The organism is Enterobacter sp. E14S, assembly GCF_055666685.1.
The window spans coordinates 107,752-133,501 of the sequence record NZ_JBVODQ010000010.1 but is presented as its reverse complement, the minus strand read 5'-3'; the positions used below and the strand labels follow the sequence as shown (position 1 = coordinate 133,501).

Sequence of the window (25,750 nt, the reverse complement as noted above, 5' to 3'; positions counted from 1 at the left end):
GCCGGATGACGCTTCGCTTATCCGGCCGACAGGATCGTAGGGCGGGTAAGCGTAGCGCCACCCGCCACAACTCTCCCGATTCCGCATGGAGGTTACCGTGTTTCTCGCACAAGAAATTATTCGTAAAAAACGTGATGGTCATGCATTAAGCGATGAAGAGATCCGCTTCTTCATCAACGGCATTCGTGATAACACCGTCTCAGAAGGGCAGATTGCGGCTCTGGCGATGACCATTTTCTTCCACGATATGTCGATGCCTGAGCGCGTGTCGCTGACCATGGCGATGCGAGATTCAGGTACCGTTCTGGACTGGAAAAGCCTCAACCTTAACGGCCCGATTGTGGATAAACACTCCACCGGCGGCGTGGGCGACGTGACTTCTCTGATGCTCGGCCCAATGGTTGCAGCCTGTGGCGGTTACATCCCGATGATCTCCGGGCGCGGCCTGGGCCACACCGGCGGTACCCTCGACAAACTGGAAGCCATTCCGGGCTTCGATATCTTCCCGGACGACAACCGCTTCCGCGACATTATTAAAGACGTTGGTGTGGCGATTATCGGTCAGACCAGCTCTCTTGCTCCGGCTGACAAGCGTTTCTACGCGACCCGCGACATCACCGCGACCGTTGACTCTATCCCGCTGATCACCGCCTCTATCCTGGCGAAGAAACTGGCAGAAGGGCTGGACGCGCTGGTGATGGACGTGAAGGTCGGCAGCGGCGCGTTTATGCCGACCTATGAACTTTCTGCTGCGCTCGCAGAAGCGATCGTTGGGGTCTCCAACGGCGCGGGCGTGCGCACCACCGCGCTGCTCACCGACATGAACCAGGTTCTGGCGTCCAGCGCCGGTAACGCCGTCGAAGTGCGTGAAGCGGTGCAGTTCCTGACCGGTGAATACCGCAACCCGCGTCTGTTCGACGTGACCATGGCGCTGTGCGTTGAGATGTTAATCTCCGGCAAGCTGGCCAAAGACGACGCAGAAGCTCGCGCGAAACTGCAGGCGGTGCTGGATAACGGCAAAGCGGCGGACATTTTCGGCCGCATGGTTGCAGCCCAGAAGGGCCCGACCGATTTCGTCGAAAACTACGCGAAATACCTGCCAACCGCGACGCTCAGCAAAGCGGTGTATGCCGATAGCGAAGGGTTTGTCTCTGCAATGGACACCCGTGCGCTGGGTATGGCAGTAGTCTCGATGGGCGGCGGCCGTCGTCAGGCGTCAGACACCATTGATTACAGCGTCGGCTTTACCGATATGGCCCGTCTGGGCGACAGCGTTGACGGACAACGTCCGCTGGCGGTGATCCACGCGAAAGACGAAGCCAGCTGGCAGGAAGCGGCTAAAGCGGTGAAAGCGGCTATTACGCTTGACGATAAAGCGCCAGAAACCACACCGACTGTCTATCGCCGTATCACCGAATAGCGGTATACTGATCTGATCGATAATTTTTGAAGCACTACGTACGGAGAACAATTATGAAACGTGCATTTATTATGGTGCTGGACTCATTCGGCATCGGCGCAACCGAAGATGCAGAACGTTTTGGTGACGTGGGTTCCGATACCATGGGTCACATCGCGGAAGCCTGTGCGAAAGGCGAAGCGGATAACGGTCGTAAAGGCCCTCTGACTCTACCTAACCTGACCCGCCTCGGTCTGGTGAAAGCGCATGAAGGTTCTACCGGTAAAATCGCAGCCGGTATGGACGGCAACGCGGAAGTCGTGGGCGCCTACGCCTGGGCTCACGAGCTCTCCTCCGGTAAAGACACCCCGTCTGGCCACTGGGAAATCGCCGGTGTGCCTGTGCTGTTCGACTGGGGTTACTTCTCCGATCACGAGAACAGCTTCCCACAGGAGCTGCTCGATAAGCTGGTGAAGCGCGCCAACCTGCCGGGCTACCTCGGAAACTGCCACTCTTCCGGTACCGTGATTCTGGATCAGCTCGGCGAAGAGCACATGAAAACCGGCAAGCCGATTTTCTACACCTCTGCTGACTCCGTGTTCCAGATTGCCTGCCACGAAGAGACCTACGGTCTGGATAAACTCTACGAGCTGTGCGAAATCGCCCGTGAAGAGCTGACCGAAGGCGGCTACAACATTGGCCGCGTGATCGCGCGTCCGTTTATCGGCGACAAAGCGGGTAACTTCCAGCGTACCGGTAACCGTCATGACCTGGCCGTTGAGCCACCGGCACCGACCGTACTGCAGAAGCTGGTTGAAGAGAAAGACGGCCACGTGGTTTCCGTGGGTAAAATAGCGGATATCTACGCCAACTGCGGCATCACCAAAAAAGTGAAAGCCACCGGTCTGGACGCGCTGTTTGATGCCACCATCAAAGAGATGAAAGAAGCGGGCGACAAGACTATCGTCTTCACCAACTTCGTGGACTTCGACTCCTCCTGGGGCCACCGTCGCGACGTCGCAGGCTATGCGGCCGGTCTTGAGCTGTTCGACCGTCGTCTGCCGGAGCTGATGGAGCTGGTGGGTGAAGATGACATTCTGATCCTGACCGCGGACCACGGCTGTGACCCAACCTGGACCGGTACCGACCACACCCGTGAGCACATTCCGGTGCTGGTGTACGGCCCGAAAGTGAAGCCGGGCTCGCTCGGTCACCGTGAAACCTTTGCGGACATCGGCCAGACCCTGGCGAAATACTTTGGTACGTCTGACATGGAATATGGCAAGGCCATGTTCTGAACGGATTGGGTGCGGCCTGATGTCCTCACCCCGACCCTCTCCCACAGGGAGAGGGAGAACAGAATGTAGGCCGGGTCAGGCGTAGCCGCCACCCGGCAAAAACAACAATGTAAAAGGAACTGAAGATGGCAACTCCTCACATTAACGCAGAAATGGGTGATTTCGCTGACGTCGTATTGATGCCGGGCGACCCGCTGCGCGCGAAGCACATTGCAGAAACCTTCCTGGAAGACGTGCGTGAAGTGAACAACGTTCGCGGCATGCTGGGCTTCACCGGTACCTATAAAGGCCGCAAAATTTCCGTTATGGGCCACGGCATGGGTATCCCATCCTGCTCTATCTACACCAAAGAGCTGATCACCGACTTCGGCGTGAAGAAAATCATCCGCGTTGGCTCCTGCGGCGCGGTGCGCATGGACGTTAAGCTGCGCGACATCGTTATCGGTATGGGTGCCTGCACCGATTCCAAGGTTAACCGCATGCGTTTCAAAGACCATGACTTCGCGGCGATTGCCGACTTCGGCATGGTGCGTGACGCGGTTGACGCGGCAAAAGCGCTGGGCGTTGAAGCGCGCGTGGGTAACATCTTCTCTGCTGACCTGTTCTATGCCCCGGACGGCGGCGAGATGTTCGACGTGATGGAGAAATACGGCATCCTGGGCGTGGAAATGGAAGCGGCGGGTATCTACGGCGTGGCGGCTGAGTTTGGTGCGAAAGCGCTGACCATCTGCACCGTGTCTGACCACATCCGTACCCACGAGCAGACTACCGCTGCCGAGCGTCAGACCACCTTCAACGACATGATCAAAATCGCGCTGGAATCCGTTCTGCTGGGCGATAAAGAGTAATTCTGTCTCTTCCCTCCCTCTCCCTGTGGGAGAGGGCCGGGGTGAGGGGACCAGACCGCACCTAGCGCACGGCCTGTGCAATCCACGCCGACAGCTCCCGCAGCTCTTTTTCCTGCCCCGGGAAATCCCCAATCAACGCGTCGCATTCCTGCTGCAGCATATCCGCCCGGTACAAACAGCCCTGCAAACGTGCCGCCAGCGCCTCTAACGGTGCCGGGTTCAGGCTATCGGTAAACACCTGCGTGCGGGTGATATGGCCTTTCTCCACGTCAAAATGCAGCTCCACGCCGCCCCAGGTAAAACGCTCGTCCAGCAGATGGGAAAAGGAAGGAGCCTGACCGAAGTTCCATTCCCAGCTGCTCTGGCGGGCGAAGGTTTCAGCGAAGTTGGGCAGGTCCGGGGTTTTGTCAGGGGAGATGACTTCTGCTTCCACGCGCTCGCCGTAATGTTCAAAGAACGCGTCACGGATAGCATCGCAAATCTGCTCGTGAGTGATCCCCGGCAGCAGTTCCACCAGATTTGCCACGCGGCCGCGCACGGAGGTAATTCCTTTGGCCTGGAGTTTTTTCTTGTCCGGGTTCAGGTAGTTAGCGAGACGGCTGAGATCGGCGTTCAGCAGCAGGGTGCCGTGGTGGAACCCGCGATCCATCGTTTCGCGGTAGGCAGAGCCGGAGACCTTCCGGTCGCCCTCGGGAGTTTTCACCACCAGGTCGTTCCGCCCCGACGCCTCCGCCGTGACGCCGAGCGAATTCAGTGCGTTTAGCACGATGGAGGTTGAGATGGTTTTATCGTATTCCGGTTTGCCCGCCATAAAGGTAAAGCAGGTATTGCCCAGATCGTGAAACACCGCGCCGCCGCCGCTGCTTCTACGTGCGAGGCGGACGTTGTCCTCTTCCATACGCCGGGTGTTGCACTCTTTCCACGGGTTTTGCGCGCGGCCGATGACCACCGTATCGGCGTTCCGCCAGAGAAACAGTACGCGCTGGGTGGCGGGCATCTGGCGGAAGATGCACTCTTCTACCGCGAGATTAAACCAGGGATCGTAAGAGTCAGAGATAAGCAGGCGTAACGTCGTCATGGCAAAGTTCCTTTTCCGAATCGTTCGCCTACTTTATCACTAATCTTTCTTCTCGCTCTCTTCGTCTTCGGGGACGGATTTGCTGGCGGTCAGCAGGAACGGGGATTGCTGCCAGCGCGTGCGCTTGCCGCGAAGCAGGGTACGCGCCAGCACAACGCCGATGGCGAGTGAAAGCAGCAGCATCAGGCGCAGAATATTGGTGGTATTATCGACCTGTTTAGCTTCAGTGGGCAGGGTGTGGGTATCAAGGGTGAGGCGCAGATAGCCCAGCGGGCCATTCTTCCCCTGAATGGGTTCGACGATCTGCTGGTTAAAATAGCCCCCGGCTTTTTTGCCGTCCAGCGCCAGCCTGTCGCGGACGTCGACGTGCTCGCCCGCGCGGCAATCAGGTTGCCTTGCTCATCATAGACGCCAGCATCAAGAATGCGGCTGTTCTCCGTGAGCAGGCGTAAAACCTGGCCTATCCGCTTATCGTCCGGCGTTTCGGTACGCATGGACGGCGCGACGTTGAGCGTCACCTGACGTGCCAGCGTGCGGGCCAGCTCTTCAAACTGCGGGTTGCGTTGCCGTTGATGGTTCTGGCTAAACCACGATGCCCCTTGCATCAGCACCACTAATAGTGCGAGACAGGAAAGGACAATCACGGCGCGATGGAGCCGGAATTTCAGTTTTGCGCGAGCCATATTCCACCTGCTGAAAATTTACGGCTTAATGTTGCCAGAAGTGATGGTTACAGGGTAGCCTCATGCGTTATTTTCCCTCTGCAACCTTCCGGCGCGAACGAAATTACAGGAGCTTTAATGCCGAACATTACCTGGTGTGACCTGCCAACGGATGTCTCTTTATGGCCAGGATTGCCGCTCTCTTTAAGTGGCGATGAGGTGATGCCTCTGGATTACCACGCCGGTCGTAGCGGCTGGCTCCTCTACGGACGCGGTCTGGATAAGCAACGCCTGACCCAGTATCAAAGCAAGCTGGGTGCGGCAATGGTCATCGTCGCCGCCTGGTGCGTGGAAGACTACCAGGTTATTCGCCTGGCGGGCTCTCTGACGCAGCGCGCAACGCGTCTGGCGCATGACGCCGGGCTGGACGTCGCGCCGCTGGGTAAAATTCCGCACCTGAAAACCCCGGGCCTGCTGGTCATGGACATGGACTCTACCGCCATTCAGATCGAATGCATTGACGAGATTGCGAAGCTGGCGGGCAGCGGCGAGCTGGTGGCGGAAGTCACCGAACGTGCGATGCGCGGCGAGCTGGACTTCACCGCCAGCCTGCGACAGCGCGTGGCGACCCTGAAAGGGGCCGATGCCAACATTCTGCGCCAGGTGCGCGACGTGCTGCCGCTGATGCCAGGGCTGACGCAGCTGGTGCTGAAGCTGCAGTCCCTCGGCTGGAAGGTGGCGATTGCTTCCGGTGGCTTCACCTTCTTCGCGGATTACCTGCGGGAAAAACTCCATCTGACCACCGTGGTGGCCAATGAGCTGGAGATCATGGACGGCAAGCTGACCGGCCAGGTGATCGGCGATATCGTTGATGCCCAGTACAAAGCCAACACGCTGACGCGTCTGGCGGAAAAATATGAAATTCCGGTTGTCCAGACCGTTGCCATTGGCGATGGCGCGAACGACCTGCCGATGATCAAAGCCGCCGGGCTGGGCATTGCCTACCATGCCAAGCCAAAAGTGAATGAAAAGACGGAAGTCACTATCCGTCACGCTGACCTGATGGGAGTGTTCTGCATTCTCTCCGGCAGCATTAATCAGAAATAACGGCCTGCTTTGTAGGCCGGGTAAGCGTAAGCGCCACCCGGCACGCAGGCCGCACAGAAATAACGAGGTAAACCGTGGCGAAAGCTCCAAAACGCGCATTTGTCTGTAATGAATGTGGTGCGGATTATCCGCGCTGGCAGGGGCAATGCAGCGCCTGTCATGCCTGGAACACCATCACCGAAGTGCGTGGTGTGGCGGCTTCGCCGAGCGTGGCGCGCAATGAGCGCCTGAGCGGCTATGCCGGTAACGCGGGCGTGGCGAAGGTGCAAAAACTTTCGGACATCAGCCTCGAAGAGCTGCCGCGCTTCTCCACCGGGTTCAAAGAGTTTGACCGCGTGCTCGGCGGCGGCGTGGTGCCGGGCAGCGCGATCCTGATCGGCGGTAACCCGGGCGCGGGTAAATCGACCCTGCTGCTGCAAACGCTCTGCAAGCTTGCCGAACAGATGAAAACCCTGTACGTCACGGGCGAAGAGTCTCTGCAGCAGGTGGCGATGCGCGCGCACCGTCTGGGCCTGCCGACCGGCAACCTGAACATGCTCTCCGAAACCAGCATCGAGCAGATCTGCATGATTGCCGAAGAAGAGCAGCCGAAGCTGATGGTGATCGACTCCATCCAGGTGATGCACATGGCGGACATTCAGTCCTCGCCGGGCAGCGTCGCGCAGGTGCGTGAAACCGCGGCTTACCTGACGCGCTTTGCCAAAACGCGCGGCGTGGCGATTGTGATGGTCGGCCACGTGACCAAAGACGGCTCGCTGGCCGGACCGAAGGTGCTTGAACACTGTATCGACTGCTCCGTGATGCTCGACGGCGACGCGGATTCCCGTTTCCGTACCCTGCGCAGCCACAAGAACCGCTTTGGGGCGGTGAATGAACTGGGCGTGTTTGCCATGACCGAACAGGGGCTGCGCGAAGTCAGCAACCCGTCAGCCATCTTCCTGAGCCGCGGCGATGAGATCACCTCCGGCAGCTCGGTGATGGTGCTGTGGGAAGGGACGCGCCCGCTGCTTGTTGAAATTCAGGCGCTGGTGGACGTGTCGATGATGGGCAACCCGCGGCGCGTGGCGGTCGGTCTGGAACAGAACCGTCTGGCGATCCTGTTGGCGGTGCTGCACCGTCACGGCGGGCTGCAGATGGCGGATCAGGACGTCTTCGTAAACGTGGTCGGCGGCGTCAAAGTCACGGAGACCAGCGCAGACCTGGCGCTGCTGCTGGCGATGGTCTCCAGCCTGCGCGACAGACCGCTGCCGCAGGATCTGGTCGTCTTCGGCGAAGTGGGCCTCGCCGGGGAAATCCGTCCGGTACCCAGCGGCCAGGAGCGTATCTCCGAGGCGGCAAAACACGGTTTCCGCCGGGCGATAGTTCCCGCCGCCAACGTGCCGAAAAAGATCCCGGAAGGGATGCAGGTATTTGGCGTGAAAAAACTCGCAGATGCGTTAAATGTCTTTGACGACTTATAATTACGTAAATTTGATTTTGCAGGAGGCACCGTAATTTATGTCATCATTGACTACATCAAGACCGCAATCCGCCAGAAGGGCTGCACGCTGCAGCAGGTGGCGGACGCCAGCGGCATGACCAAAGGCTACCTGAGCCAGCTGCTGAACGCCAAAATCAAAAGCCCCAGCGCGCAGAAGCTGGAAGCGCTGCACCGCTTTCTGGGGCTGGAGTTCCCGCGTATGCAAAAGAACATCGGCGTGGTGTTCGGCAAGTTTTACCCCCTGCATACCGGACATATCTATCTGATCCAGCGCGCCTGTAGCCAGGTTGACGAGCTGCATATCATCATGGGTTACGACGAAACCCGCGACCGTCAGCTGTTTGAAGACAGCGCCATGTCGCAGCAGCCGACCGTGCCGGACCGCCTGCGCTGGCTGCTCCAGACCTTTAAGTACCAGAAAAATATTCGTATTCATGCCTTTAACGAAGAGGGCATGGAGCCGTATCCGCACGGCTGGGACGTGTGGAGCAACGGCATCAAAGCGTTTATGGAAGAGAAGGGTATTGCGCCTAACTGGATCTACACCTCTGAAGAGTCCGACGCGCCGCAGTTTCGCGAGCATCTGGGCATCGAGACGGTGCTGATCGATCCAAAACGTACCTTTATGAACATCAGCGGGGCGCAGATCCGCGAGAACCCGTTCCGCTACTGGGATTACATCCCGACCGAAGTGAAGCCGTTCTTCGTGCGCACGGTGGCTATTCTGGGCGGAGAATCGAGCGGTAAATCAACGCTGGTCAACAAGCTGGCGAACATCTTCAACACCACCAGCGCGTGGGAGTATGGGCGCGATTATGTGTTCTCGCACCTCGGCGGCGACGAGATGGCATTGCAGTATTCGGACTACGATAAAATTGCCCTCGGACACGCCCAGTACATTGATTTTGCGGTGAAATACGCCAATAAAGTGGCCTTTATCGATACCGATTTCGTCACCACGCAGGCGTTCTGTAAAAAATATGAAGGGCGCGAGCACCCGTTCGTGCAGGCGCTGATTGACGAATACCGCTTTGACCTGGTGATCCTGCTGGAGAACAACACCCCGTGGGTCGCTGACGGCATGCGCAGCCTCGGCAGCTCCGTGGACAGACGGGAATTCCAGTCCATGCTGGTGGAGATGCTCAACGAAAACAACGTTGAGTTTGTCCATGTGGAAGAGTCTGACTACGACTCCCGTTTCCTGCGCTGCGTCGAGCTGGTGAAGGAGATGATGGGGGAGCAGGGGTAAAAAACTTACCCCTCACCCTAACCCTACCCCTACCCCTCTCCCAAAGGGAGAGGGGACTTTAACCTCCCTCTCCCTGTGGGAGAGGGGCGGGGTGAGGGCATCAAATCACTCAAAACTCAACCACCACTTTCCCCCGCATATGCCCCTCCAGCACTTTACGGTGCGCCTCGGTAATGCTTTCCACGCTTAGCCCGTGCAGCGTTTCACTCAGCGAACTTTCCACCACGCCGTTATCCACCAGCTTGGCCACCTCATTGAGGATCTCACCCTGACGCGCCATATCCCCGGTCTGGTACATGCTGCGGGTGTACATAAATTCCCAGTGCAGGGCGGCGGATTTTGACTTCAGCTTGTCCTGGTTCAGCGGACGTTCATTCTCAACGATGGAGCAGATATGCCCCTGCGGCGCAATCAGGTCGCTGACCGCATCCCAGTGCCCGTCGGTGTCGTTGAGGATGAAAATGTAATCCACGAAGGTGAGCCCGTGTTTCGCCAGCTCGCCTTTCAGATCGCGGTAGTTGACGACTACGTCAGCCCCGCGATCGCGGCACCACCGGGCGGAATCTTCTCGCGAAGCGGTTGCAACGATCTTCACCTTGCTGTTGTGCTTCGCAAAGGGGATCGCCAGCGATCCCACGCCGCCCGCGCCACCGATGATCAGCAGCGTTTTATCCGCTCCGGCATCCTGAATATTCAGACGCTCGAATAATCCTTCCCAGGCAGTAAGGGCGGTCAGTGGCAACGCGGCAGCCGCGGCCCAGCCGAGGCTGGCAGGCTTGTGCCCGACAATCCGCGCATCAATCAGCTGGTGCGTGGTGTTGCTGCCCGGGCGGGTGATGTCGCCCGCGTACCAGACCTCGTCACCCGGTTTGAATCCGGTCACGCCAGCCCCCACCGCTTTGACGATCCCGCTGGCATCCCAGCCGAGAATGCGCGGCGCGTTCAGCCCGTTTTTAGCAATGCCCGCGTGGACTTTGGTATCGACCGGGTTAACGGAGGCGGCCTTCACCTCTACCAGCAGATCGTGCTCGCCGGGCTGAGGCATCGGCGGGGTGATTTCAATGAAGGTGGACGGATTTTCTGGGTTAACGGCAATGGCTTTAACAGACATGGTGTGCTCCTCAATGGAATGCGTTTTGTTGAGGCTAGTCTATAAAGTGGACAGCTGCGTGATAAGATGGACAATCAAGAACTCAGCGTTCGTACAGGGTGAACAATCATGTTTAAACAGCTGCAGGATATGGCGCTGTTCGCGCTGGTGGCGGAGATGGGCAGCTTTACCGCGGCGGCCCAGAAAGCCGAACTGCCGAAATCGAGCGTCAGCCAGCGGATTAGCCAGCTGGAGCAGCAGGTGGGGATCCGCCTGCTAAACCGCACCACGCGCAGGATCAGCCTCACGTTTGCGGGCGAGCACTATCTGGTGCACTGTCGCGAGATGCTGGCGGCCAGCGAGCGGGCCGAGTACGCCATTCAGCGGCTGCGCGAAAACCCCAGCGGGCGGCTGCGCATCACCTGTCCGGCGGGAATTGGGGCAACGCTGCTGGCGCACATGAATGCCGAGTTTCAGCTTCGCTATCCTGACGTTTCGCTGGATGTGTCGATCTCTGATGACGTGGTGGATCTGGTCGAGGCCGGTTTTGACGTAGCGCTGCGTACCGGTAAGCCGCAGGACTCCTCCCTGATTGGCCGGATGATCGGGCACTGCCCGCGCTATATGCTGGCCTCGCCGGACTATCTGGCGCGTCGGGAGCCGCTGATGCATCCCCGTCAGCTGGTGGAGCACCGCTGTATTACGCACCGGGCGTGGTCGGAGTGGCTTCTGCGAAGCGAGAGCGAGGATTACCGCTACCTGCCGGATAACGCGCACATGACCGATAATCTGGTCTACGCCCGCGAATGTGCAATTGCCGGTGCGGGGATCACGCTGCTTCCCGCCTTCCTGGTAGAAGATAAAATTGAAAAAGGGGCGCTGGTTCAGGTGCTGCCGGAGTGGAATGTTGAAGGTAACGATCTGTGGCTGGCCTACCCAAGCCGCAAGCTGAATTCGCCTGCGCTGATGAGCTATATCGACTTTGCGATGCAGTTTGACGAGGTGAAGCGGTATTACGTGGGTGGGTGATTTTGTGCGGCCTGATGCCCTCACCCTGGCCCTCTCCCACGGGGAGAGGGTACGAACATAAAAACGGCAACCGAAGTTGCCGTTTTGCTTTTATTTCGAAATACGCTTGTACTTAATACGCTTCGGCTCCAGCGCGTCGGCGCCCAGCGTGCGTTTCTTGTACTCTTCGTATTCGGTGAAGTTACCTTCGAAGAACTCCACTTTACCTTCGTCCTGATAGTCCAGGATGTGGGTCGCGATACGGTCCAGGAACCAACGGTCGTGCGAGATAACCATCGCACAGCCCGGGAACTCCAGCAGGGCGTTTTCCAGCGCGCGCAGGGTTTCGATATCCAGGTCGTTGGTTGGTTCATCAAGCAGCAGAACGTTACCGCCCACCTGCAGCAGCTTCGCCAGGTGCAGACGACCGCGCTCACCGCCGGACAGTTCGCCCACGCGTTTGCCCTGGTCGGTGCCTTTGAAGTTAAAGCGGCCAACATAGGCGCGGCTTGGCATCTCGGTGTTGCCGATACGCATGATATCCAGACCGCCGGAGACTTCTTCCCACACGGTTTTGCTGTTATCCATCGCGTCACGGAACTGGTCAACGGAGGCCAGCTTCACGGTTTCACCCAGGGTGATAGAGCCGCTGTCAGGCTGTTCCTGACCGGACATCATGCGGAACAGGGTCGATTTACCCGCGCCGTTCGGACCGATGATACCAACGATAGCGCCTTTCGGTACGGAGAAGGTCAGGTCGTCGATCAGCAGACGGTCGCCGTAGGATTTACGCAGGTTGGTCACTTCAACCACTTTATCCCCCAGACGTGCTCCAGGTGGAATAAACAGTTCGTTGGTTTCGTTACGTTTCTGGTATTCGGTGTTGTTCAGCTCTTCGAAGCGTGCCAGACGGGCTTTGCCCTTAGACTGACGGCCTTTCGCGCCCTGACGAACCCACTCCAGCTCTTTCTCGATAGACTTACGACGCGCCGCTTCCTGAGAAGCTTCCTGCGCCAGACGCTGATCTTTCTGCTCCAGCCAGGAAGAGTAGTTGCCTTCCCACGGAATACCTTCACCGCGGTCCAGCTCCAGGATCCAGCCGGCGACGTTGTCGAGGAAGTAACGGTCGTGGGTAATCGCCACAACGGTGCCTTCGAAGTCGTGCAGGAAGCGCTCCAGCCACGCCACGGATTCTGCATCCAGGTGGTTAGTCGGTTCGTCGAGCAGCAGCATGTCTGGTTTTTCCAGCAGCAGGCGGCACAGCGCCACGCGGCGGCGTTCACCCCCGGAGAGGTTCGCGATTTTCGCATCCCAGTCCGGCAGACGCAGGGCATCAGCCGCGCGCTCCAGCTGCACGTTCAGGTTGTGACCGTCGTGCGCCTGGATGATCTCTTCATACTTGCCCTGCTGCGCGGCCAGCTTGTCGAAGTCCGCATCCGGCTCAGCGTATTTGGCATACACTTCATCCAGACCTTTCAGCGCGTTAACCACTTCGGATACCGCTTCTTCAACGGATTCGCGAACGGTGTGTTCCGGGTTCAGCTGAGGTTCCTGCGGCAGGTAACCAATCTTGATGCCAGGCTGCGGACGGGCTTCACCTTCGATGTCTGTATCAATGCCGGCCATGATGCGCAGCAGGGTGGACTTACCGGCACCGTTGAGACCCAGAACACCGATTTTTGCGCCCGGGAAGAAGCTCAGCGAGATATTTTTAAGAATATGACGTTTCGGCGGGACAACTTTGCCGACACGATGCATGGTATAAACGAATTGAGCCACGTTGGACTTCGCCTCTTTTATCGTAATGAGAAGGAATTTCAGCCTCGAAGTGTAGCCTTTTTCACGTCCTAATCCCAGCCAGGAACGTCGGGAGTGTTAAAACGCGCAAGAAAGGTAAAAAAGTGTCCATGACGTGGCGCGTTGAAGGATGCCTGGTTAGCATAAGTTAATTAGACTTTGACGTGGCAAGACGCTGCAATTGACGAAAAAACAATGAGGAAGAGCTTGTGGAAAAAGCCAAACGGGTGGTCTGGCGTCTGCTGGCTGCCAGCGTATGCGTAATGGCGGTAAGCCAGGCGGTGCATGCCGATTCACTGGATGAACAACGTAACCGCTACGCCCAGATTAAACAGGCGTGGGACAACAAGCAGATGGATACCGTGCAGGCGCTGATGCCGACGCTAAAGGATTATCCGCTGTATCCGTATCTGGAGTATCGCCAGATTACGGACGACCTGATGAACCAGCCCACCGTCACCGTGAATAACTTCATTCAGGCGAACCCGACCCTGCCGCCTGCCCGAAATCTCCAGTCTCGTTTTGTGAATGAGCTGGCGCGTCGCGAAGACTGGCGCGGCCTGCTGGCGTTTAGCCCTGAGAAGCCGAATGCCACCGAAGCCCAGTGTAATTATTACTACGCGAAATGGGCGACCGGCCAGCAGGAAGAGGCCTGGGCCGGAGCAAAAGAGCTCTGGCTGACCGGAAAAAACCAGCCGAACGCCTGTGATTCTCTGTTTAGCGCGTGGCGTGCTTCCGGCAAGCAGGATCCGCTCTCCTACCTTGAACGCATCCGTCTGGCGATGAAAGCCGGTAACACGCGTCTGGTGACCACGCTGGCGGGGCAGATGCCGTCCGATTACCAGACGATCTCCACGGCGGTTATCTCGCTGGCAAACGATCCGAACAGCGTCCTGACCTTTGCCCGCAGTACGGGCGCGACCGATTTTACCCGCCAGATGGCGGCGGTGGCCTTTGCCAGCGTGGCGCGTGACGATGTGGAAAACGCGCGGCTGATGATCCCGCAGCTGGTGCAGGCGCAGCAGCTTAATGAGGAGCAAACCCAGGAGCTGCGCGACATCGTGGCGTGGCGACTGATGGGCACCGATGTGACCGATGAACAGGCGCGCTGGCGTGACGATGCCATTATGCGTTCGAACTCCACGTCGCTGGTGGAACGCCGTGTGCGCATGGCGCTGGGCACGGGCGATCGTCGTGGGCTCAATACCTGGCTCGCGCGGTTGCCCATGGAGGCCAAAGAGAAAGACGAATGGCGCTACTGGCAGGCCGATCTGCTGATGGAGCGCGGTCGTGATGATGAGGCCAAAGAGATCCTCCATTCGCTGATGCAGCAGCGCGGATTTTACCCAATGGCTGCCGCGCAGCGTCTGGGCGAGGAATACACTTTCCGTATAGATAAAGCGCCTGCCAACGCGAACCCGGCACTGACGCAGGGGCCTGAAATGGCGCGCGTTCGCGAGCTGATGTACTGGAATATGGATAACACCGCGCGCAGCGAGTGGGCGAATTTGGTGACCAGCCGCACCACCGATGAGAAAGCCCAGCTTGCCCGCTATGCGTTTGATAATCACTGGTGGGATCTCAGCGTGCAGGCGACGATCGCCGGCAAGCTTTGGGATCATCTGGAAGAGCGTTTCCCGCTGGCGTACAAAGATCTGTTCGATCGCTACACCAGCGGCAAAGATATCCCGCAAAGCTACGCGATGGCGATTGCCCGTCAGGAGAGCGCGTGGAACCCGAAAGTCCGTTCCCCGGTGGGCGCCAGCGGCCTGATGCAGATTATGCCAGGCACGGCGACGCACACGGTGAAGATGTTTAATATTCCTGGCTACAGCAGTCCGTCGCAGCTTCTGGATCCGGATACCAACATCAACATCGGTACCAGCTATCTCCAGTACGTGTATCAGCAGTTCGGCAATAACCGCATCTTCTCTTCTGCGGCTTATAACGCGGGTCCTGGGCGCGTGCGGACCTGGCTCGGCAACAGCGCCGGACGCATCGACGCCGTGGCTTTTGTGGAGAGCATTCCGTTCTCGGAAACGCGCGGCTACGTGAAGAACGTGCTGGCCTATGACGCTTACTATCGCTACTTCATGGGGCAGAAAGATACCCTGATGAGCGATGCCGAGTGGCAGAGACGTTACTGATCGGCGTGGGTTGTGTTATGCTGTACTCGCTAAAGAGTACAAGAGGCAGCATAACATGACCCAGCATTCCCCGTATTCCTCGGCAATGGCCGAACAACGTCATCTGGAGTGGCTTCGTTTTGTGGAGCTGCTGCGTCAGTCTTACGAACAGGATCTGCATTTACCCCTTATGCAGCTGATGCTCACGCCGGACGAGCGCGAGGCGCTGGGCACGCGCGTGCGGATCATTGAGGAGCTGCTGCGCGGGGAGATGAGCCAGCGCGAGCTGAAAAATGAGCTCGGCGCGGGTATTGCAACGATCACCCGCGGCTCGAACAGCCTGAAGTCGGCGCCGGTTGAGCTGCGCCAGTGGCTGGAAGCGGTATTGCTGAAAAATGCCGGATGACGGCTTTTCTTTAATCCGGCCAAAAAAACTTACCGATAAATCGCGTTATGGAACGGGCTTAAGGCCAGAATCACGGCCTGGTGATAAACGCCTGAACGCGTCAGCGCGCCTGCGGTAAAGACGCCAATCGCTCCTTCTTTACGGCCAATCTCATCGATTCCGGTGTACTGCGACATCACCGGCCCGAGCGCTTCACCCGCACGGACTTTTTCCAGAATGATCTCCGGCAGCGGCAGGGTGGCAGAACGCGCTTCACCGCGCTGCTCGCGGCTTTCGATGACCACCCAGCTAAAAGTTGCGCCTTCGTCGATACCTGCTTCAATCGCTACCCAAAAGTCAGCATTCGGTGCCGCGGCCTTTGCGTTTGCCACGCGATTTCGTGCGCCAGCGCGCGTTTCCTCGCTGCCAAACGGCTGTTCAGGAACGCCACTCTCGACGCCGATGGCCTCAATATGGCAGGATCCTGCGCCGAAGATCTCGTCAAATGCCCTTAGAATTGCCTGAATTTTGGCAGGATTAGTGGTAGCAGAGACAACATGGTGCATAATTAAGCTCGATTCAAAAAAAACTCATCGCAGTATAACGGAAAAAAAGCATGTTACAGGTATACCTTGTTCGCCACGGTGAAACGCAGTGGAACGCCGAGCGACGTATTCAAGGCCAGTCAGACAGTCCTCTCACCGAGAAGGGTGTGCAGCAAGCGTGGCAGGTGGCGGAACGCGCCAGAACGCTGGGCATTACCCACGTGATTACCAGCGATTTAGGTCGCACACAGCAGACGGCGCGCATCATCGCAGATGCCTGCGGCTGTGACGTCATGCTGGAGCCGCGCCTGCGCGAGCTGGATATGGGCGTGCTGGAGAAACGCCATATCGATACGCTGACGGAAGCGGAGGAGGGCTGGCGCCGCACGCTGGTGAACGGTACCGAAGATGGCCGCATTCCTGAAGGCGAATCCATGCAGGAGCTTAGCGTACGCATGCATGCCGCCCTGGCGGAGTGCCTGAAGCTGCCGGCGGGAAGCCGTCCGCTGCTGGTGAGTCACGGGATTGCGTTGGGTTGCCTGGTGAGCACCATTCTGGGGTTACCGGCTTACGCTGAGCGCCGTTTGCGCCTGCGCAACTGCTCCATTTCCCGGATTGATTATCAGGAAAGCGCGTGGCTGGCGTCGGGCTGGGTAGTGGAGATGGCAGGGGACATTTCGCATCTTGATGCCCCTGCGCTTGACGAACTGCAGCGTTAACGACGTATCGGAATCAAAAATTCCATACGCAGATTGATTGGGCCTTCTTCCGGTTTGGCATCCTGCGCCGGGTAGTAGCGCTCAATGTCCTGACCTTTACGGCGATTCAGATTCAGCATCGGCATGCAGGTTCCGTAAACGGTCAGGATAAACTCCTGAACCCCCGTTCCCAGCCCTTCATAGGCGAACATCACGTATTCGCCGCCTTCCAGCACGACGGGCTTCGAACCCTGAATATACCCATTGGCCATCTCTGGCGTCAGCGCGGTGGTGTAGAACACCTCCTGCTCGTCGTCTTTTTCCTGGCTTGGGTGCGTTTCGTTGAGGCCATACAGGATTGGCGGGATCGTCGGTGCGTGGCTCAGGAAGTCGCGCCAGAACTGGACGCGCATCTGATGACGGAACTCTGAAATCTGCTCCAGTGAGCAGGAGTAGCTCTGCGTCGTGCCGATCAAATGGGTTTCCGGCAGCGCGACAATTTCATATTTCGGCATTGCGAATTCGCCCAGACGCAGCGGCGGACGCATGCCAAACGAGCTCCAGTCAGGCGAGCGACGATACAGCGCTGGCGTCAACGAGAACTGTTTTTTAAAGGCGCGGGTGAAGGTCTGCTGCGAATCGAAACGATATTGCAGGGCAATATCCAGAATAGGCCGCGCGGTCAGGCGCAATGCCACAGCAGATTTTGATAAACGACGTGCGCGAATATAGGCCCCGATAGCATGACCGGTGACATCCTTGAACATCCTTTGCAAATGCCACTTGGAATAGCCTGCTTTAGCCGCCACATTATCAAGTGACAAAGGCTGGTCGAGATGACCTTCCAGCCAGGTGAGCAGGTCGCGAATAATTCCAGCCTGATCCATATACTATCCTCATCCTTAAAACAGCAGGTGCCTGATAACAGGTTAGCGGATAATAGCATTTTTTGATGTTTTAGCATTCAGTGTTTTTTTTGCGCATTCATGCTTTTTAGAGCACATTACAGGCAGATATATTCTAATCCTGTGATCTTGCTACATTTTTGTCTAAAGTGTTGAATAATCGCTCAGTGTAATTTTAAAGAATGGTAACAATATGAAATACAAGACTTTGATCTTCACCGCGTTGATGCTGATGGTCGGGCGCGTGGCGCAGGCAGAACAGATTGGCTCCGTCGATACCGTGTTCAAAATGTTCGGCCCGGACCATAAAATCGTGGTGGAAGCGTTTGACGATCCGGACGTGAAAAACGTCACCTGCTACGTCAGCCGCGCGAAAACGGGCGGTATCAAAGGCGGGCTGGGACTGGCGGAAGATACCTCCGATGCGGCGATTTCCTGTCAGCAGGTGGGGCCGGTTGAGTTGAGCGATAAAATTAAAAACGGCAAAGCGCAGGGCGACGTGGTATTCCAGAAACGGACTTCGCTGGTGTTCAAAAAACTGCAGGTGGTGCGTTTCTATGATGCCAAACGCAACACCCTGGCGTACCTTGCCTACTCTGACAAAGTGGTGGAAGGCTCGCCGAAAAACGCAATCAGCGCGGTGCCGATTATGCCGTGGCGGGAATAAAAAAACGGCGCAAATGCGCCGTTTTTTAATGCGTTAACTGCGGGATTACTCCTGCAGATCGCCGCAGAAACGATAACCTTCGCCGTGGATCGTGGCGATGATTTCCGGCGTATCTGGCGTAGATTCGAAATGCTTACGAATACGACGGATGGTCACGTCTACGGTACGGTCGTGCGGTTTCAGCTCACGGCCGGTCATTTTCTTCAGCAGCTCTGCACGGGACTGAATTTTGCCCGGGTTTTCGCAGAAGTGCAGCATCGCGCGGAATTCACTGCGCGGCAGTTTATACTGCTCACCGTTCGGGCTAATCAGCGAACGGCTATTGATATCAAGTTCCCAGCCGTTGAATTTGTAGCTGTCTACGCTACGACGCTCTTCGCTGACCGTACCCAGGTTCATGGTGCGGGACAGCAGGTTGCGTGCACGAATGGTTAACTCGCGAGGATTGAACGGCTTGGTGATGTAGTCATCCGCACCGATTTCCAGGCCAAGAATTTTATCAACTTCGTTATCACGGCCCGTCAGGAACATTAACGCGACGTTCGCCTGCTCGCGCAGTTCGCGCGCCAGAAGAAGACCGTTTTTGCCCGGCAGGTTAATATCCATGATCACCAGGTTGATATCATTTTCAGAAAGGATCTGATGCATCTCTGCGCCATCGGTCGCTTCAAAGACATCGTAGCCTTCTGCTTCGAAAATGCTCTTTAACGTGTTGCGTGTTACCAACTCGTCTTCAACGATAAGAATGTGCGGGGTCTGCATGTTTGCTACCTAAATTGCCAACTAAATCGAAACAGGAAGTACAAAAGTCCCTGACCTGCCTGATGCATGTCGCAAATTAACATGATCGGCTTAACGTGACTAAAGTACGTAATTGCGTTCTTGATGCACTTTCCATCAACGTCAACAACATCATTAGCTTGGTCTTGGGTACTTTCCCTTTGGACCCGACAGTGTCAAAAACGGCTGTCATCCTAACCATTTTAACAGCAACATAACAGGCTAAGTGACACCAGACACCCAATAAAACTACGCTTCGTTGACATATATCAAGTTCAATTGTAGCACGTTAACAGTTTGATGAAATCATCGTAGCGGAATGCTAGCCTTTGTCACAATTTTTCAATAAACCAACTAGTTGCGGACATTGATTTATAAACGAAGCGAATCCAATCAGAATAGGGTATTCATGTTGCTATTATCATTATAAAACATAGGGATAATAGTGTTCTGTTAACATTCTAACTGATTGTTCAGACAAGGAATAGTTTAGCGTTTTTAATTTGTTATGAAACGCTATTTCGGTGATTTGTGTTGCAATTTTGTAAATTCGCGCTGCGTAATATGTTGAAGTGCATCACATTTTTACCCGCTAACTGATTAAAAAGAGAGCATAAATGCATCTGTCGATTGTACTGGTTGCCCCGGCCAGAGCCGAAAATATAGGCGCTGCCGCGCGCGCCATGAAGACTATGGGATTCACCGATTTACGTATCGTGGACAGCACTGCGCACCTGGAGCCTGCTGCCCGTTGGGTAGCGCACGGTTCAGGCGATATCCTCGATAATATAACCACTTACGCTACGCTTGCTGATGCGCTGCACGATATTTCGTTTACCGTTGCGACCACCGCGCGCAGCCGTGCGAAGTTCCATTACTATGCTACGCCAGCGGAGCTGGTGCCGATGCTGAGCGAGAAAAGCCAGTGGCTGGAGAAGGCCGCGCTGGTGTTTGGTCGCGAAGATTCCGGATTAACCAACGAAGAGCTGGAGCTGGCGGACGTTCTTACCGGTGCGCCGATGGTCGCCGATTATCCCTCCCTGAATTTAGGCCAGGCGGTTATGGTCTATTGCTATCAATTAGCCTCCCTAATACAAATCCCCCAGCCTCCGGCAGAAGCGGCAAATGAAAATCAGCTGGCTGCGCTGCGCGCTCGCGTTGAGCAACTATTGTCTCAGCTGGGGGTGGCGGACGATCAGAAAATGGCTGACTGGTTGCAGCAGCGTTTGGGCCGTCTTGAGCAGCGGGACACCGCAATGCTGCATCGTTTGCTGCACGATATTGAAAAAAAATTGGCGGAGTAAAATCCTGTCATAAGTTTTTACTATGGCGAATAAGTCTGTCCGGGAGGGTTGCATCTGGGCGAATCGGATGAAAATAAATCTGCAAACAGCGGGACGTGAGAGTCTCCCGAATTGTGATCAAATTAAAAATTCGTTGACTTAAGGTGCCCGATCCTTTAACCCTAAAAGAATACAGGACAGACAGATAATAATGACAGAGTACACAACATCCATGAAACGCATCAGCATCACCACCATTACCACAACCATCATCATTACCACAGGTAACGATGCGGGCTGACGCGTACAGGAAAAACAAAAAAAAGCCCGCACCTGAACAGTGCGGGCTTTTTTTTCGGCTAAAGGAAACGAGGTAGAACCATGCGAGTGTTGAAGTTCGGCGGTACATCAGTGGCAAATGCAGAACGTTTTCTGCGTGTTGCCGATATCCTGGAAAGCAACGCCAGGCAGGGGCAGGTTGCTACCGTGCTCTCTGCCCCGGCAAAAATCACGAACCATCTGGTGGCGATGATTGAAAAAACCATCGGTGGCCAGGATGCACTCCCGAACATCAGCGACGCAGAACGTATCTTCGCTGACTTGCTGCAAGGGCTGGCAGAGGCGCTGCCTGGCTTCCCGCACGCTCAGCTGAAGTCCTTCGTTGAGCAGGAATTCGCGCAAATCAAACATGTCCTGCACGGCATCAGCCTTCTCGGACAGTGCCCGGACAGCGTCAACGCGGCGCTGATCTGCCGGGGCGAAAAACTCTCTATCGCCATCATGGCCGGCGTGCTGGAAGCGCGCGGCCATAGCGTGACCGTAATCGATCCGGTTGAAAAACTGCTGGCGGTGGGCCACTACCTCGAATCCACCGTTGATATTGCCGAATCAACCCGCCGTATCGCCGCAAGCAAAATTCCTTCTGACCATATGATCCTGATGGCAGGCTTCACCGCCGGTAACGAGAAGGGCGAGCTGGTGGTGCTGGGCCGTAACGGCTCCGACTACTCCGCCGCCGTGCTGGCCGCCTGTTTACGCGCGGACTGTTGTGAGATCTGGACCGACGTCGACGGCGTCTATACCTGCGACCCGCGCCAGGTACCCGATGCCAGACTGCTGAAGTCGATGTCGTACCAGGAGGCGATGGAGCTTTCCTACTTCGGCGCCAAAGTGCTTCACCCGCGTACCATCTCCCCGATTGCCCAGTTCCAGATCCCTTGCCTGATTAAAAACACCGGTAACCCGCAGGCGCCGGGTACGCTGATTGGCGCGAGTACCGATGAGGACGGTTTGCCGGTCAAAGGCATCTCCAACCTCAACAACATGGCGATGTTCAGCGTCTCCGGTCCGGGGATGAAGGGGATGGTCGGCATGGCGGCGCGCGTCTTTGCGGCTATGTCCCGCAACGGTATCTCGGTGGTGCTGATTACCCAGTCTTCTTCCGAATACAGCATCAGCTTCTGCGTGCCGCAGGCCGACTGCCTGCGCGCCCGCCGCGCGCTGGAGGAAGAGTTCTATCTGGAGCTGAAAGAAGAGTTGCTGGAGCCGCTCGCCATTCAGGAACGTCTGGCGATCATCTCCGTGGTTGGCGACGGCATGCGCACGCTGCGCGGTATCTCCGCCAAGTTCTTTGCCGCGCTGGCGCGCGCCAATATCAATATCGTGGCGATTGCCCAGGGCTCGTCTGAGCGTTCAATTTCTGTTGTCGTGGACAACGATGACGCTACCACCGGCGTACGCGTGGTTCACCAGATGCTGTTCAACACCGATCAGGTTATCGAGCTGTTCCTGATTGGCGTCGGCGGGGTGGGCGGCGCGCTGCTGGAGCAGGTGAAGCGTCAGCAGGAGTGGCTGAAGAAGAAACATATCGATCTGCGCGTCTGCGGGATTGCCAACTCCAGAGCGTTGCTGACTAACGTTCACGGTCTGAACCTGGAAAACTGGCAGGGCGAGATAAACGAGGCGAAAGAGCCGTTCAACCTGGGCCGCCTGATCCGCCTGGTGAAAGAGTATCATCTGCTTAACCCGGTGATCGTCGACTGTACCTCTAACCAGGCGGTGGCCGACCAGTACGCCGACTTCCTGCGTGAAGGGTTCCACGTGGTGACGCCGAACAAAAAGGCCAATACCTCGTCGATGGATTACTATCACCAGCTGCGTCTGGCGGCGAGCAAGTCGCGCCGCAAGTTCCTGTACGACACTAACGTGGGGGCCGGCCTGCCGGTTATCGAGAACCTGCAGAACCTGCTGAACGCGGGCGACGAACTGCAGCGTTTCTCCGGCATTCTCTCCGGCTCGCTGTCGTTTATCTTCGGCAAGCTGGATGAGGGCATGAGCCTGTCGGAAGCCACCCGCGCCGCGCGCGAGCTGGGCTATACCGAGCCGGATCCGCGTGACGATCTCTCCGGTATGGACGTGGCGCGTAAATTATTGATTCTCGCCCGTGAAACGGGCCGTGAGCTTGAGCTTTCCGATATCGTGATTGAACCCGTGCTGCCGGCAGAATTTGACAGCAGCGGTGATGTCGCCTCATTTATGGCAAATTTGCCGCAGCTTGACGACGCTTTTGCCGCGCGCGTTGCGAAAGCCCGTGATGAAGGTAAGGTATTGCGCTATGTTGGCAACATTGAAGAAGATGGCGTGTGCCGGGTGAAGATTGCCGAAGTGGATGGCAACGACCCGCTGTACAAAGTCAAAAACGGCGAAAACGCCCTCGCGTTTTACAGCCACTATTATCAGCCACTGCCGCTGGTGCTTCGCGGCTATGGCGCAGGGAACGATGTTACGGCGGCGGGTGTGTTTGCCGATCTGCTGCGTACCCTGTCATGGAAGTTAGGAGTTTAACATGGTCAAAGTTTATGCCCCGGCTTCCAGCGCGAATATGAGCGTCGGATTTGACGTGCTGGGCGCGGCGGTGACGCCGGTGGATGGTTCACTGCTGGGCGATACGGTCACGGTGGAAGCGGCAGACAGCTTCAGCCTGAATAACGTGGGCCGCTTCGCCAGCAAACTGCCGTCCGACCCGCGCGAGAATATCGTCTATCAGTGCTGGGAACGCTTCTGTCAGGAGATCGGCAAAAACGTGCCGGTTGCCATGACGCTGGAAAAAAGCATGCCGATTGGCTCGGGTCTGGGTTCCAGCGCCTGTTCGGTGGTCGCCGCCCTGGTGGCGATGAACGAGCACTGCGGCAAGCCGCTGAACAACAACCGCTTGCTGGGGTTGATGGGCGAGCTGGAAGGGCGCATCTCCGGCAGCATTCACTATGACAACGTGGCGCCGTGCTTCCTCGGCGGCATGCAGCTGATGATCGAAGAAAATGGCATCATCAGCCAGCAGGTGCCAGGGTTTGATGAGTGGCTGTGGGTGCTGGCCTATCCGGGCATTAAGGTCTCTACCGCGGAAGCGCGTGCGATCCTGCCCGCGCAGTATCGTCGTCAGGACTGCATCGCCCACGGGCGTCATCTGGCGGGCTTTATTCACGCCTGCTACACCCGTCAGCCGCAGCTGGCGGCGAAGCTGATGAAGGACGTCATTGCCGAGCCGTACCGCACGAAGCTGCTGCCCGGCTTTAACGAGGCGCGACAGGCATCCATGGATATTGGCGCGCAGGCGTGCGGCATCTCCGGCTCCGGCCCGACGCTGTTCGCCCTGTGCGACAAGCCTGACACCGCGCAGCGCGTGGCGGACTGGCTCTCTAAACACTACCTGCAAAATCAGGAAGGCTTTGTTCATATTTGCCGTCTGGACACGGCTGGCGCACGAGTACTGGGATAATTAATGAAACTCTATAACCTTAAAGATCATAACGAGCAGGTCAGCTTCGCGCAGGCGGTCACTCAGGGGCTGGGCAAAAATCAGGGGCTGTTCTTCCCGCATGACCTGCCGGAATTCCAGCTGACCGAGATTGATGAGCTGCTGAAGCAGGACTTCGTCACCCGCAGCACCAAAATTCTGTCTGCGTTTATCGGCGACGAAATTCCGCAGGAGCTGCTGGAAGAGCGCGTGCGTGCGGCGTTCGCTTTCCCGGCGCCGGTTAAGCAGGTTGAGCCTGACGTTGGCTGCCTGGAGCTGTTCCACGGCCCGACCCTGGCGTTTAAAGACTTCGGCGGCCGCTTTATGGCGCAGATGCTGACCCACATCAGCGGCGACAAACCGGTGACCATCCTGACCGCGACCTCCGGCGATACCGGTGCGGCGGTGGCTCACGCGTTCTACGGACTGAAAAACGTTCGCGTGGTGATCCTCTATCCGAAAGGCAAAATCAGCCCGCTGCAGGAAAAACTGTTCTGTACGCTCGGCGGCAACATTGAAACCGTGGCGATCGACGGCGATTTCGATGCCTGCCAGGCGCTGGTCAAGCAGGCCTTCGACGACGAAGAGCTGAAGGTGGCCCTGGGACTGAACTCTGCTAACTCCATCAACATCAGCCGTCTGCTGGCGCAGATCTGCTACTACTTCGAAGCGGTGGCGCAGCTGCCGCAGGAAGCGCGCAACCAGCTGGTGATCTCCGTGCCAAGCGGTAACTTCGGTGACCTGACGGCGGGCCTGCTGGCGAAATCCCTGGGTCTGCCGGTGAAACGCTTTATCGCGGCGACCAACGCTAACGACACCGTGCCGCGCTTCCTGAAAGACGGGAAGTGGGCGCCGAACGCCACGCAGGCGACGCTCTCCAACGCGATGGATGTGTCACAGCCGAACAACTGGCCGCGCGTGGAAGAGCTGTTCCGCCGTAAGATCTGGCGTCTGGGTGACCTGGGCTACGCCGCCGTGACGGATGAAACCACCAAAGCGACCATGCGCGAGCTGAAGGCGGTGGGGTATACCTCTGAACCGCACGCGGCGATTGCCTACCGCGCGCTGCGCGACCAGCTTAACCCGGGTGAATATGGCCTGTTCCTGGGCACCGCGCATCCGGCGAAGTTCAAAGAGAGCGTGGAAGCGATCCTGGGCGAAACGCTGCCGCTGCCGAAAGAGCTGGCCGAGCGCGCCGACCTACCTCTGCTGTCACATGAGCTGCCGGCAGATTTTGCCGCGCTGCGTAAGCTGATGATGACCCGCGCGTGATTGTGTTGCCCGGTGGCGGCTACGCCTTACCGGGCCTACAACGACCACGATGACCTAATCGTAGGCCGGGTAAGCGCAGCGCCACCCGGCAATCGCAACACCGATCTCTATGCCGGGTAAGGCGAAGCCGCCACCCGGCTTTTTTATGGAGAAATTAAGGAGAGAAAAAGCAGGAAAAAAGTAGAAATTCCCAATAAATGCGGTCACTTAGCGTTTAGGATTGCAGAGAATAACATCCCCCGTTCCCCTCGCGTAATCTCCTTACATCGGCCCACGTTGG

General features: G+C 57.2%; 23 protein-coding genes, 1 pseudogene and 1 other annotated feature. Of the genes and pseudogenes, 17 read left to right on the top strand and 7 right to left on the bottom strand.

Features of this window, described 5'->3' with window-relative positions; genetic code table 11:
• The first annotated feature begins 97 nt into the window (after positions 1 to 97).
• From deoA to deoD, 3 genes are all read left to right on the top strand, one after another.
• Complete coding sequence (gene deoA, locus ACZ6J2_RS18145) at positions 98 to 1,420, top strand: thymidine phosphorylase (protein WP_047060215.1); 1,323 nt, start codon at positions 98 to 100, stop codon at positions 1,418 to 1,420.
• Between the two features lie 53 nt (positions 1,421 to 1,473).
• Entirely contained in the window at positions 1,474 to 2,697 is a 1,224-nt protein-coding gene (deoB, locus tag ACZ6J2_RS18140; RefSeq protein WP_316379728.1) for a phosphopentomutase, read from the top strand.
• A 125-nt stretch (positions 2,698 to 2,822) separates the two neighbouring features.
• Positions 2,823 to 3,545, top strand: a complete 723-nt coding sequence (deoD, locus tag ACZ6J2_RS18135; protein WP_010427122.1) for a purine-nucleoside phosphorylase — start codon at positions 2,823 to 2,825, stop codon at positions 3,543 to 3,545.
• 61 nt (positions 3,546 to 3,606) lie between these two features.
• On the opposite strand, the gene lplA is transcribed toward deoD, so the two are convergent.
• Positions 3,607 to 4,623 carry a lipoate--protein ligase LplA gene (lplA, locus tag ACZ6J2_RS18130; protein WP_471726373.1) on the bottom strand — a complete coding sequence of 339 codons (1,017 nt, stop codon included), beginning with the start codon at positions 4,621 to 4,623 and terminating at the stop codon, positions 3,607 to 3,609.
• 39 nt (positions 4,624 to 4,662) lie between these two features.
• A pseudogene (locus tag ACZ6J2_RS18125) lies at positions 4,663 to 5,306 on the bottom strand (YtjB family periplasmic protein).
• Between the two features lie 117 nt (positions 5,307 to 5,423).
• Between ACZ6J2_RS18125 and serB the strand changes: the two are divergent.
• From serB to nadR, 3 genes are all read left to right on the top strand, one after another.
• Positions 5,424 to 6,392 (top strand): phosphoserine phosphatase, encoded by a 969-nt coding sequence (gene serB / locus ACZ6J2_RS18120; protein ID WP_023310325.1) that lies wholly within the window; start codon positions 5,424 to 5,426, stop codon positions 6,390 to 6,392.
• Positions 6,393 to 6,466: 74 nt separating this feature from the next.
• A complete protein-coding gene (gene radA / locus ACZ6J2_RS18115; RefSeq protein ID WP_014068810.1) occupies positions 6,467 to 7,852 on the top strand; it encodes a DNA repair protein RadA in 1,386 nt (461 codons plus the stop codon).
• Positions 7,853 to 7,894: 42 nt separating this feature from the next.
• The gene (gene nadR / locus ACZ6J2_RS18110) at positions 7,895 to 9,121 is read left to right on the top strand and encodes a multifunctional transcriptional regulator/nicotinamide-nucleotide adenylyltransferase/ribosylnicotinamide kinase NadR (RefSeq protein ID WP_471726388.1); all 1,227 of its coding nucleotides are present in this window, start codon (positions 7,895 to 7,897) and stop codon (positions 9,119 to 9,121) included.
• Positions 9,122 to 9,230: 109 nt separating this feature from the next.
• Here the strand turns inward: nadR and ACZ6J2_RS18105 are convergent, their stop codons facing one another.
• Positions 9,231 to 10,232, bottom strand: a complete 1,002-nt coding sequence (locus tag ACZ6J2_RS18105; RefSeq protein ID WP_471726372.1) for a zinc-binding alcohol dehydrogenase family protein — start codon at positions 10,230 to 10,232, stop codon at positions 9,231 to 9,233.
• Positions 10,233 to 10,340: 108 nt separating this feature from the next.
• Between ACZ6J2_RS18105 and ACZ6J2_RS18100 the strand changes: the two genes are divergently transcribed.
• Positions 10,341 to 11,240 (top strand): LysR family transcriptional regulator, encoded by a 900-nt coding sequence (locus ACZ6J2_RS18100; protein ID WP_471726371.1) that lies wholly within the window; start codon positions 10,341 to 10,343, stop codon positions 11,238 to 11,240.
• A gap of 90 nt (positions 11,241 to 11,330) precedes the next feature.
• Here ACZ6J2_RS18100 and ettA read toward each other — a convergent pair whose 3' ends face one another.
• Positions 11,331 to 12,998: an energy-dependent translational throttle protein EttA gene (gene ettA / locus ACZ6J2_RS18095; RefSeq protein WP_047060206.1), complete on the bottom strand. Its 1,668-nt coding sequence runs from the start codon at positions 12,996 to 12,998 to the stop codon at positions 11,331 to 11,333.
• A 227-nt stretch (positions 12,999 to 13,225) separates the two neighbouring features.
• Here ettA and sltY point away from each other — a divergent pair, with 227 nt between their 5' ends.
• Both sltY and trpR read left to right on the top strand, forming a co-directional pair.
• On the top strand, positions 13,226 to 15,163 hold the full coding sequence (gene sltY / locus ACZ6J2_RS18090) for a murein transglycosylase (RefSeq protein ID WP_048975080.1): 1,938 nt from the start codon (positions 13,226 to 13,228) through the stop codon (positions 15,161 to 15,163).
• Between the two features lie 55 nt (positions 15,164 to 15,218).
• Entirely contained in the window at positions 15,219 to 15,548 is a 330-nt protein-coding gene (gene trpR / locus ACZ6J2_RS18085; RefSeq protein WP_023310330.1) for a trp operon repressor, read from the top strand.
• Positions 15,549 to 15,577: 29 nt separating this feature from the next.
• Here the strand turns inward: trpR and yjjX are convergent, their stop codons facing one another.
• A complete protein-coding gene (gene yjjX, locus ACZ6J2_RS18080; RefSeq protein ID WP_023334447.1) occupies positions 15,578 to 16,093 on the bottom strand; it encodes an inosine/xanthosine triphosphatase in 516 nt (171 codons plus the stop codon).
• 50 nt (positions 16,094 to 16,143) lie between these two features.
• Between yjjX and gpmB the strand changes: the two genes are divergently transcribed.
• Positions 16,144 to 16,791, top strand: a complete 648-nt coding sequence (gpmB, locus tag ACZ6J2_RS18075; RefSeq protein ID WP_023310332.1) for a 2,3-diphosphoglycerate-dependent phosphoglycerate mutase GpmB — start codon at positions 16,144 to 16,146, stop codon at positions 16,789 to 16,791.
• On the opposite strand, the gene robA is transcribed toward gpmB, so the two are convergent.
• Positions 16,788 to 17,657 (bottom strand): MDR efflux pump AcrAB transcriptional activator RobA, encoded by an 870-nt coding sequence (robA, locus tag ACZ6J2_RS18070; protein WP_023310333.1) that lies wholly within the window; start codon positions 17,655 to 17,657, stop codon positions 16,788 to 16,790. The two genes, gpmB and robA, sit on opposite strands and share 4 nt — an antisense overlap.
• A 211-nt stretch (positions 17,658 to 17,868) precedes the next feature.
• Between robA and creA the strand changes: the two genes are divergently transcribed.
• Complete coding sequence (gene creA / locus ACZ6J2_RS18065; protein ID WP_032660778.1) at positions 17,869 to 18,342, top strand: protein CreA; 474 nt, start codon at positions 17,869 to 17,871, stop codon at positions 18,340 to 18,342.
• Between the two features lie 45 nt (positions 18,343 to 18,387).
• Here the strand turns inward: creA and arcA are convergent, their stop codons facing one another.
• The gene (gene arcA, locus ACZ6J2_RS18060; protein WP_003856501.1) at positions 18,388 to 19,104 is read right to left on the bottom strand and encodes a two-component system response regulator ArcA; all 717 of its coding nucleotides are present in this window, start codon (positions 19,102 to 19,104) and stop codon (positions 18,388 to 18,390) included.
• A 95-nt stretch (positions 19,105 to 19,199) separates the two neighbouring features.
• Between arcA and yjjY the strand changes: the two genes are divergently transcribed.
• The 6 genes from yjjY to thrC all read left to right on the top strand — a co-directional run bounded on the left by yjjY (position 19,200) and on the right by thrC (position 25,470).
• Positions 19,200 to 19,340: a YjjY family protein gene (gene yjjY / locus ACZ6J2_RS18055; RefSeq protein ID WP_085928893.1), complete on the top strand. Its 141-nt coding sequence runs from the start codon at positions 19,200 to 19,202 to the stop codon at positions 19,338 to 19,340.
• Between the two features lie 399 nt (positions 19,341 to 19,739).
• On the top strand, positions 19,740 to 20,426 hold the full coding sequence (locus ACZ6J2_RS18050; RefSeq protein ID WP_471726370.1) for a tRNA/rRNA methyltransferase: 687 nt from the start codon (positions 19,740 to 19,742) through the stop codon (positions 20,424 to 20,426).
• A 211-nt stretch (positions 20,427 to 20,637) separates the two neighbouring features.
• A complete protein-coding gene (thrL, locus tag ACZ6J2_RS18045) occupies positions 20,638 to 20,706 on the top strand; it encodes a thr operon leader peptide (RefSeq protein ID WP_015572623.1) in 69 nt (22 codons plus the stop codon).
• Positions 20,645 to 20,762: a sequence feature (Thr leader region), on the top strand. (Overlaps the previous gene by 62 nt.)
• A 24-nt stretch (positions 20,763 to 20,786) precedes the next feature.
• Positions 20,787 to 23,249 carry a bifunctional aspartate kinase/homoserine dehydrogenase I gene (thrA, locus tag ACZ6J2_RS18040; RefSeq protein ID WP_471726369.1) on the top strand — a complete coding sequence of 821 codons (2,463 nt, stop codon included), beginning with the start codon at positions 20,787 to 20,789 and terminating at the stop codon, positions 23,247 to 23,249.
• 1 nt (position 23,250) lies between these two features.
• Positions 23,251 to 24,180, top strand: coding sequence for a homoserine kinase (gene thrB, locus ACZ6J2_RS18035; protein WP_023310337.1), 930 nt, complete (start codon positions 23,251 to 23,253; stop codon positions 24,178 to 24,180).
• A gap of 3 nt (positions 24,181 to 24,183) precedes the next feature.
• Complete coding sequence (gene thrC, locus ACZ6J2_RS18030) at positions 24,184 to 25,470, top strand: threonine synthase (RefSeq protein ID WP_471726368.1); 1,287 nt, start codon at positions 24,184 to 24,186, stop codon at positions 25,468 to 25,470.
• The last annotated feature ends 280 nt before the right edge of the window (positions 25,471 to 25,750 follow it).

What these genes read in the sequence shown, in the direction of transcription:
- deoB (WP_316379728.1), top strand. Translation starts at nt 1,474, where the DNA reads ATGAAACGTGCATTTATTATGGTGCTGGACTCATTCGGCATCGGCGCA.
- deoD (WP_010427122.1), top strand. Translation starts at nt 2,823, where the DNA reads ATGGCAACTCCTCACATTAACGCAGAAATGGGTGATTTCGCTGACGTC.
- lplA (WP_471726373.1), bottom strand. Translation starts at nt 4,623, where the DNA reads ATGACGACGTTACGCCTGCTTATCTCTGACTCTTACGATCCCTGGTTT.
- serB (WP_023310325.1), top strand. Translation starts at nt 5,424, where the DNA reads ATGCCGAACATTACCTGGTGTGACCTGCCAACGGATGTCTCTTTATGG.
- ACZ6J2_RS18105 (WP_471726372.1), bottom strand. Translation starts at nt 10,232, where the DNA reads ATGTCTGTTAAAGCCATTGCCGTTAACCCAGAAAATCCGTCCACCTTC.
- ACZ6J2_RS18100 (WP_471726371.1), top strand. Translation starts at nt 10,341, where the DNA reads ATGTTTAAACAGCTGCAGGATATGGCGCTGTTCGCGCTGGTGGCGGAG.
- trpR (WP_023310330.1), top strand. Translation starts at nt 15,219, where the DNA reads ATGACCCAGCATTCCCCGTATTCCTCGGCAATGGCCGAACAACGTCAT.
- yjjX (WP_023334447.1), bottom strand. Translation starts at nt 16,093, where the DNA reads ATGCACCATGTTGTCTCTGCTACCACTAATCCTGCCAAAATTCAGGCA.
- gpmB (WP_023310332.1), top strand. Translation starts at nt 16,144, where the DNA reads ATGTTACAGGTATACCTTGTTCGCCACGGTGAAACGCAGTGGAACGCC.
- robA (WP_023310333.1), bottom strand. Translation starts at nt 17,657, where the DNA reads ATGGATCAGGCTGGAATTATTCGCGACCTGCTCACCTGGCTGGAAGGT.
- creA (WP_032660778.1), top strand. Translation starts at nt 17,869, where the DNA reads ATGAAATACAAGACTTTGATCTTCACCGCGTTGATGCTGATGGTCGGG.
- arcA (WP_003856501.1), bottom strand. Translation starts at nt 19,104, where the DNA reads ATGCAGACCCCGCACATTCTTATCGTTGAAGACGAGTTGGTAACACGC.
- ACZ6J2_RS18050 (WP_471726370.1), top strand. Translation starts at nt 19,740, where the DNA reads ATGCATCTGTCGATTGTACTGGTTGCCCCGGCCAGAGCCGAAAATATA.
- thrA (WP_471726369.1), top strand. Translation starts at nt 20,787, where the DNA reads ATGCGAGTGTTGAAGTTCGGCGGTACATCAGTGGCAAATGCAGAACGT.
- thrB (WP_023310337.1), top strand. Translation starts at nt 23,251, where the DNA reads ATGGTCAAAGTTTATGCCCCGGCTTCCAGCGCGAATATGAGCGTCGGA.
- thrC (WP_471726368.1), top strand. Translation starts at nt 24,184, where the DNA reads ATGAAACTCTATAACCTTAAAGATCATAACGAGCAGGTCAGCTTCGCG.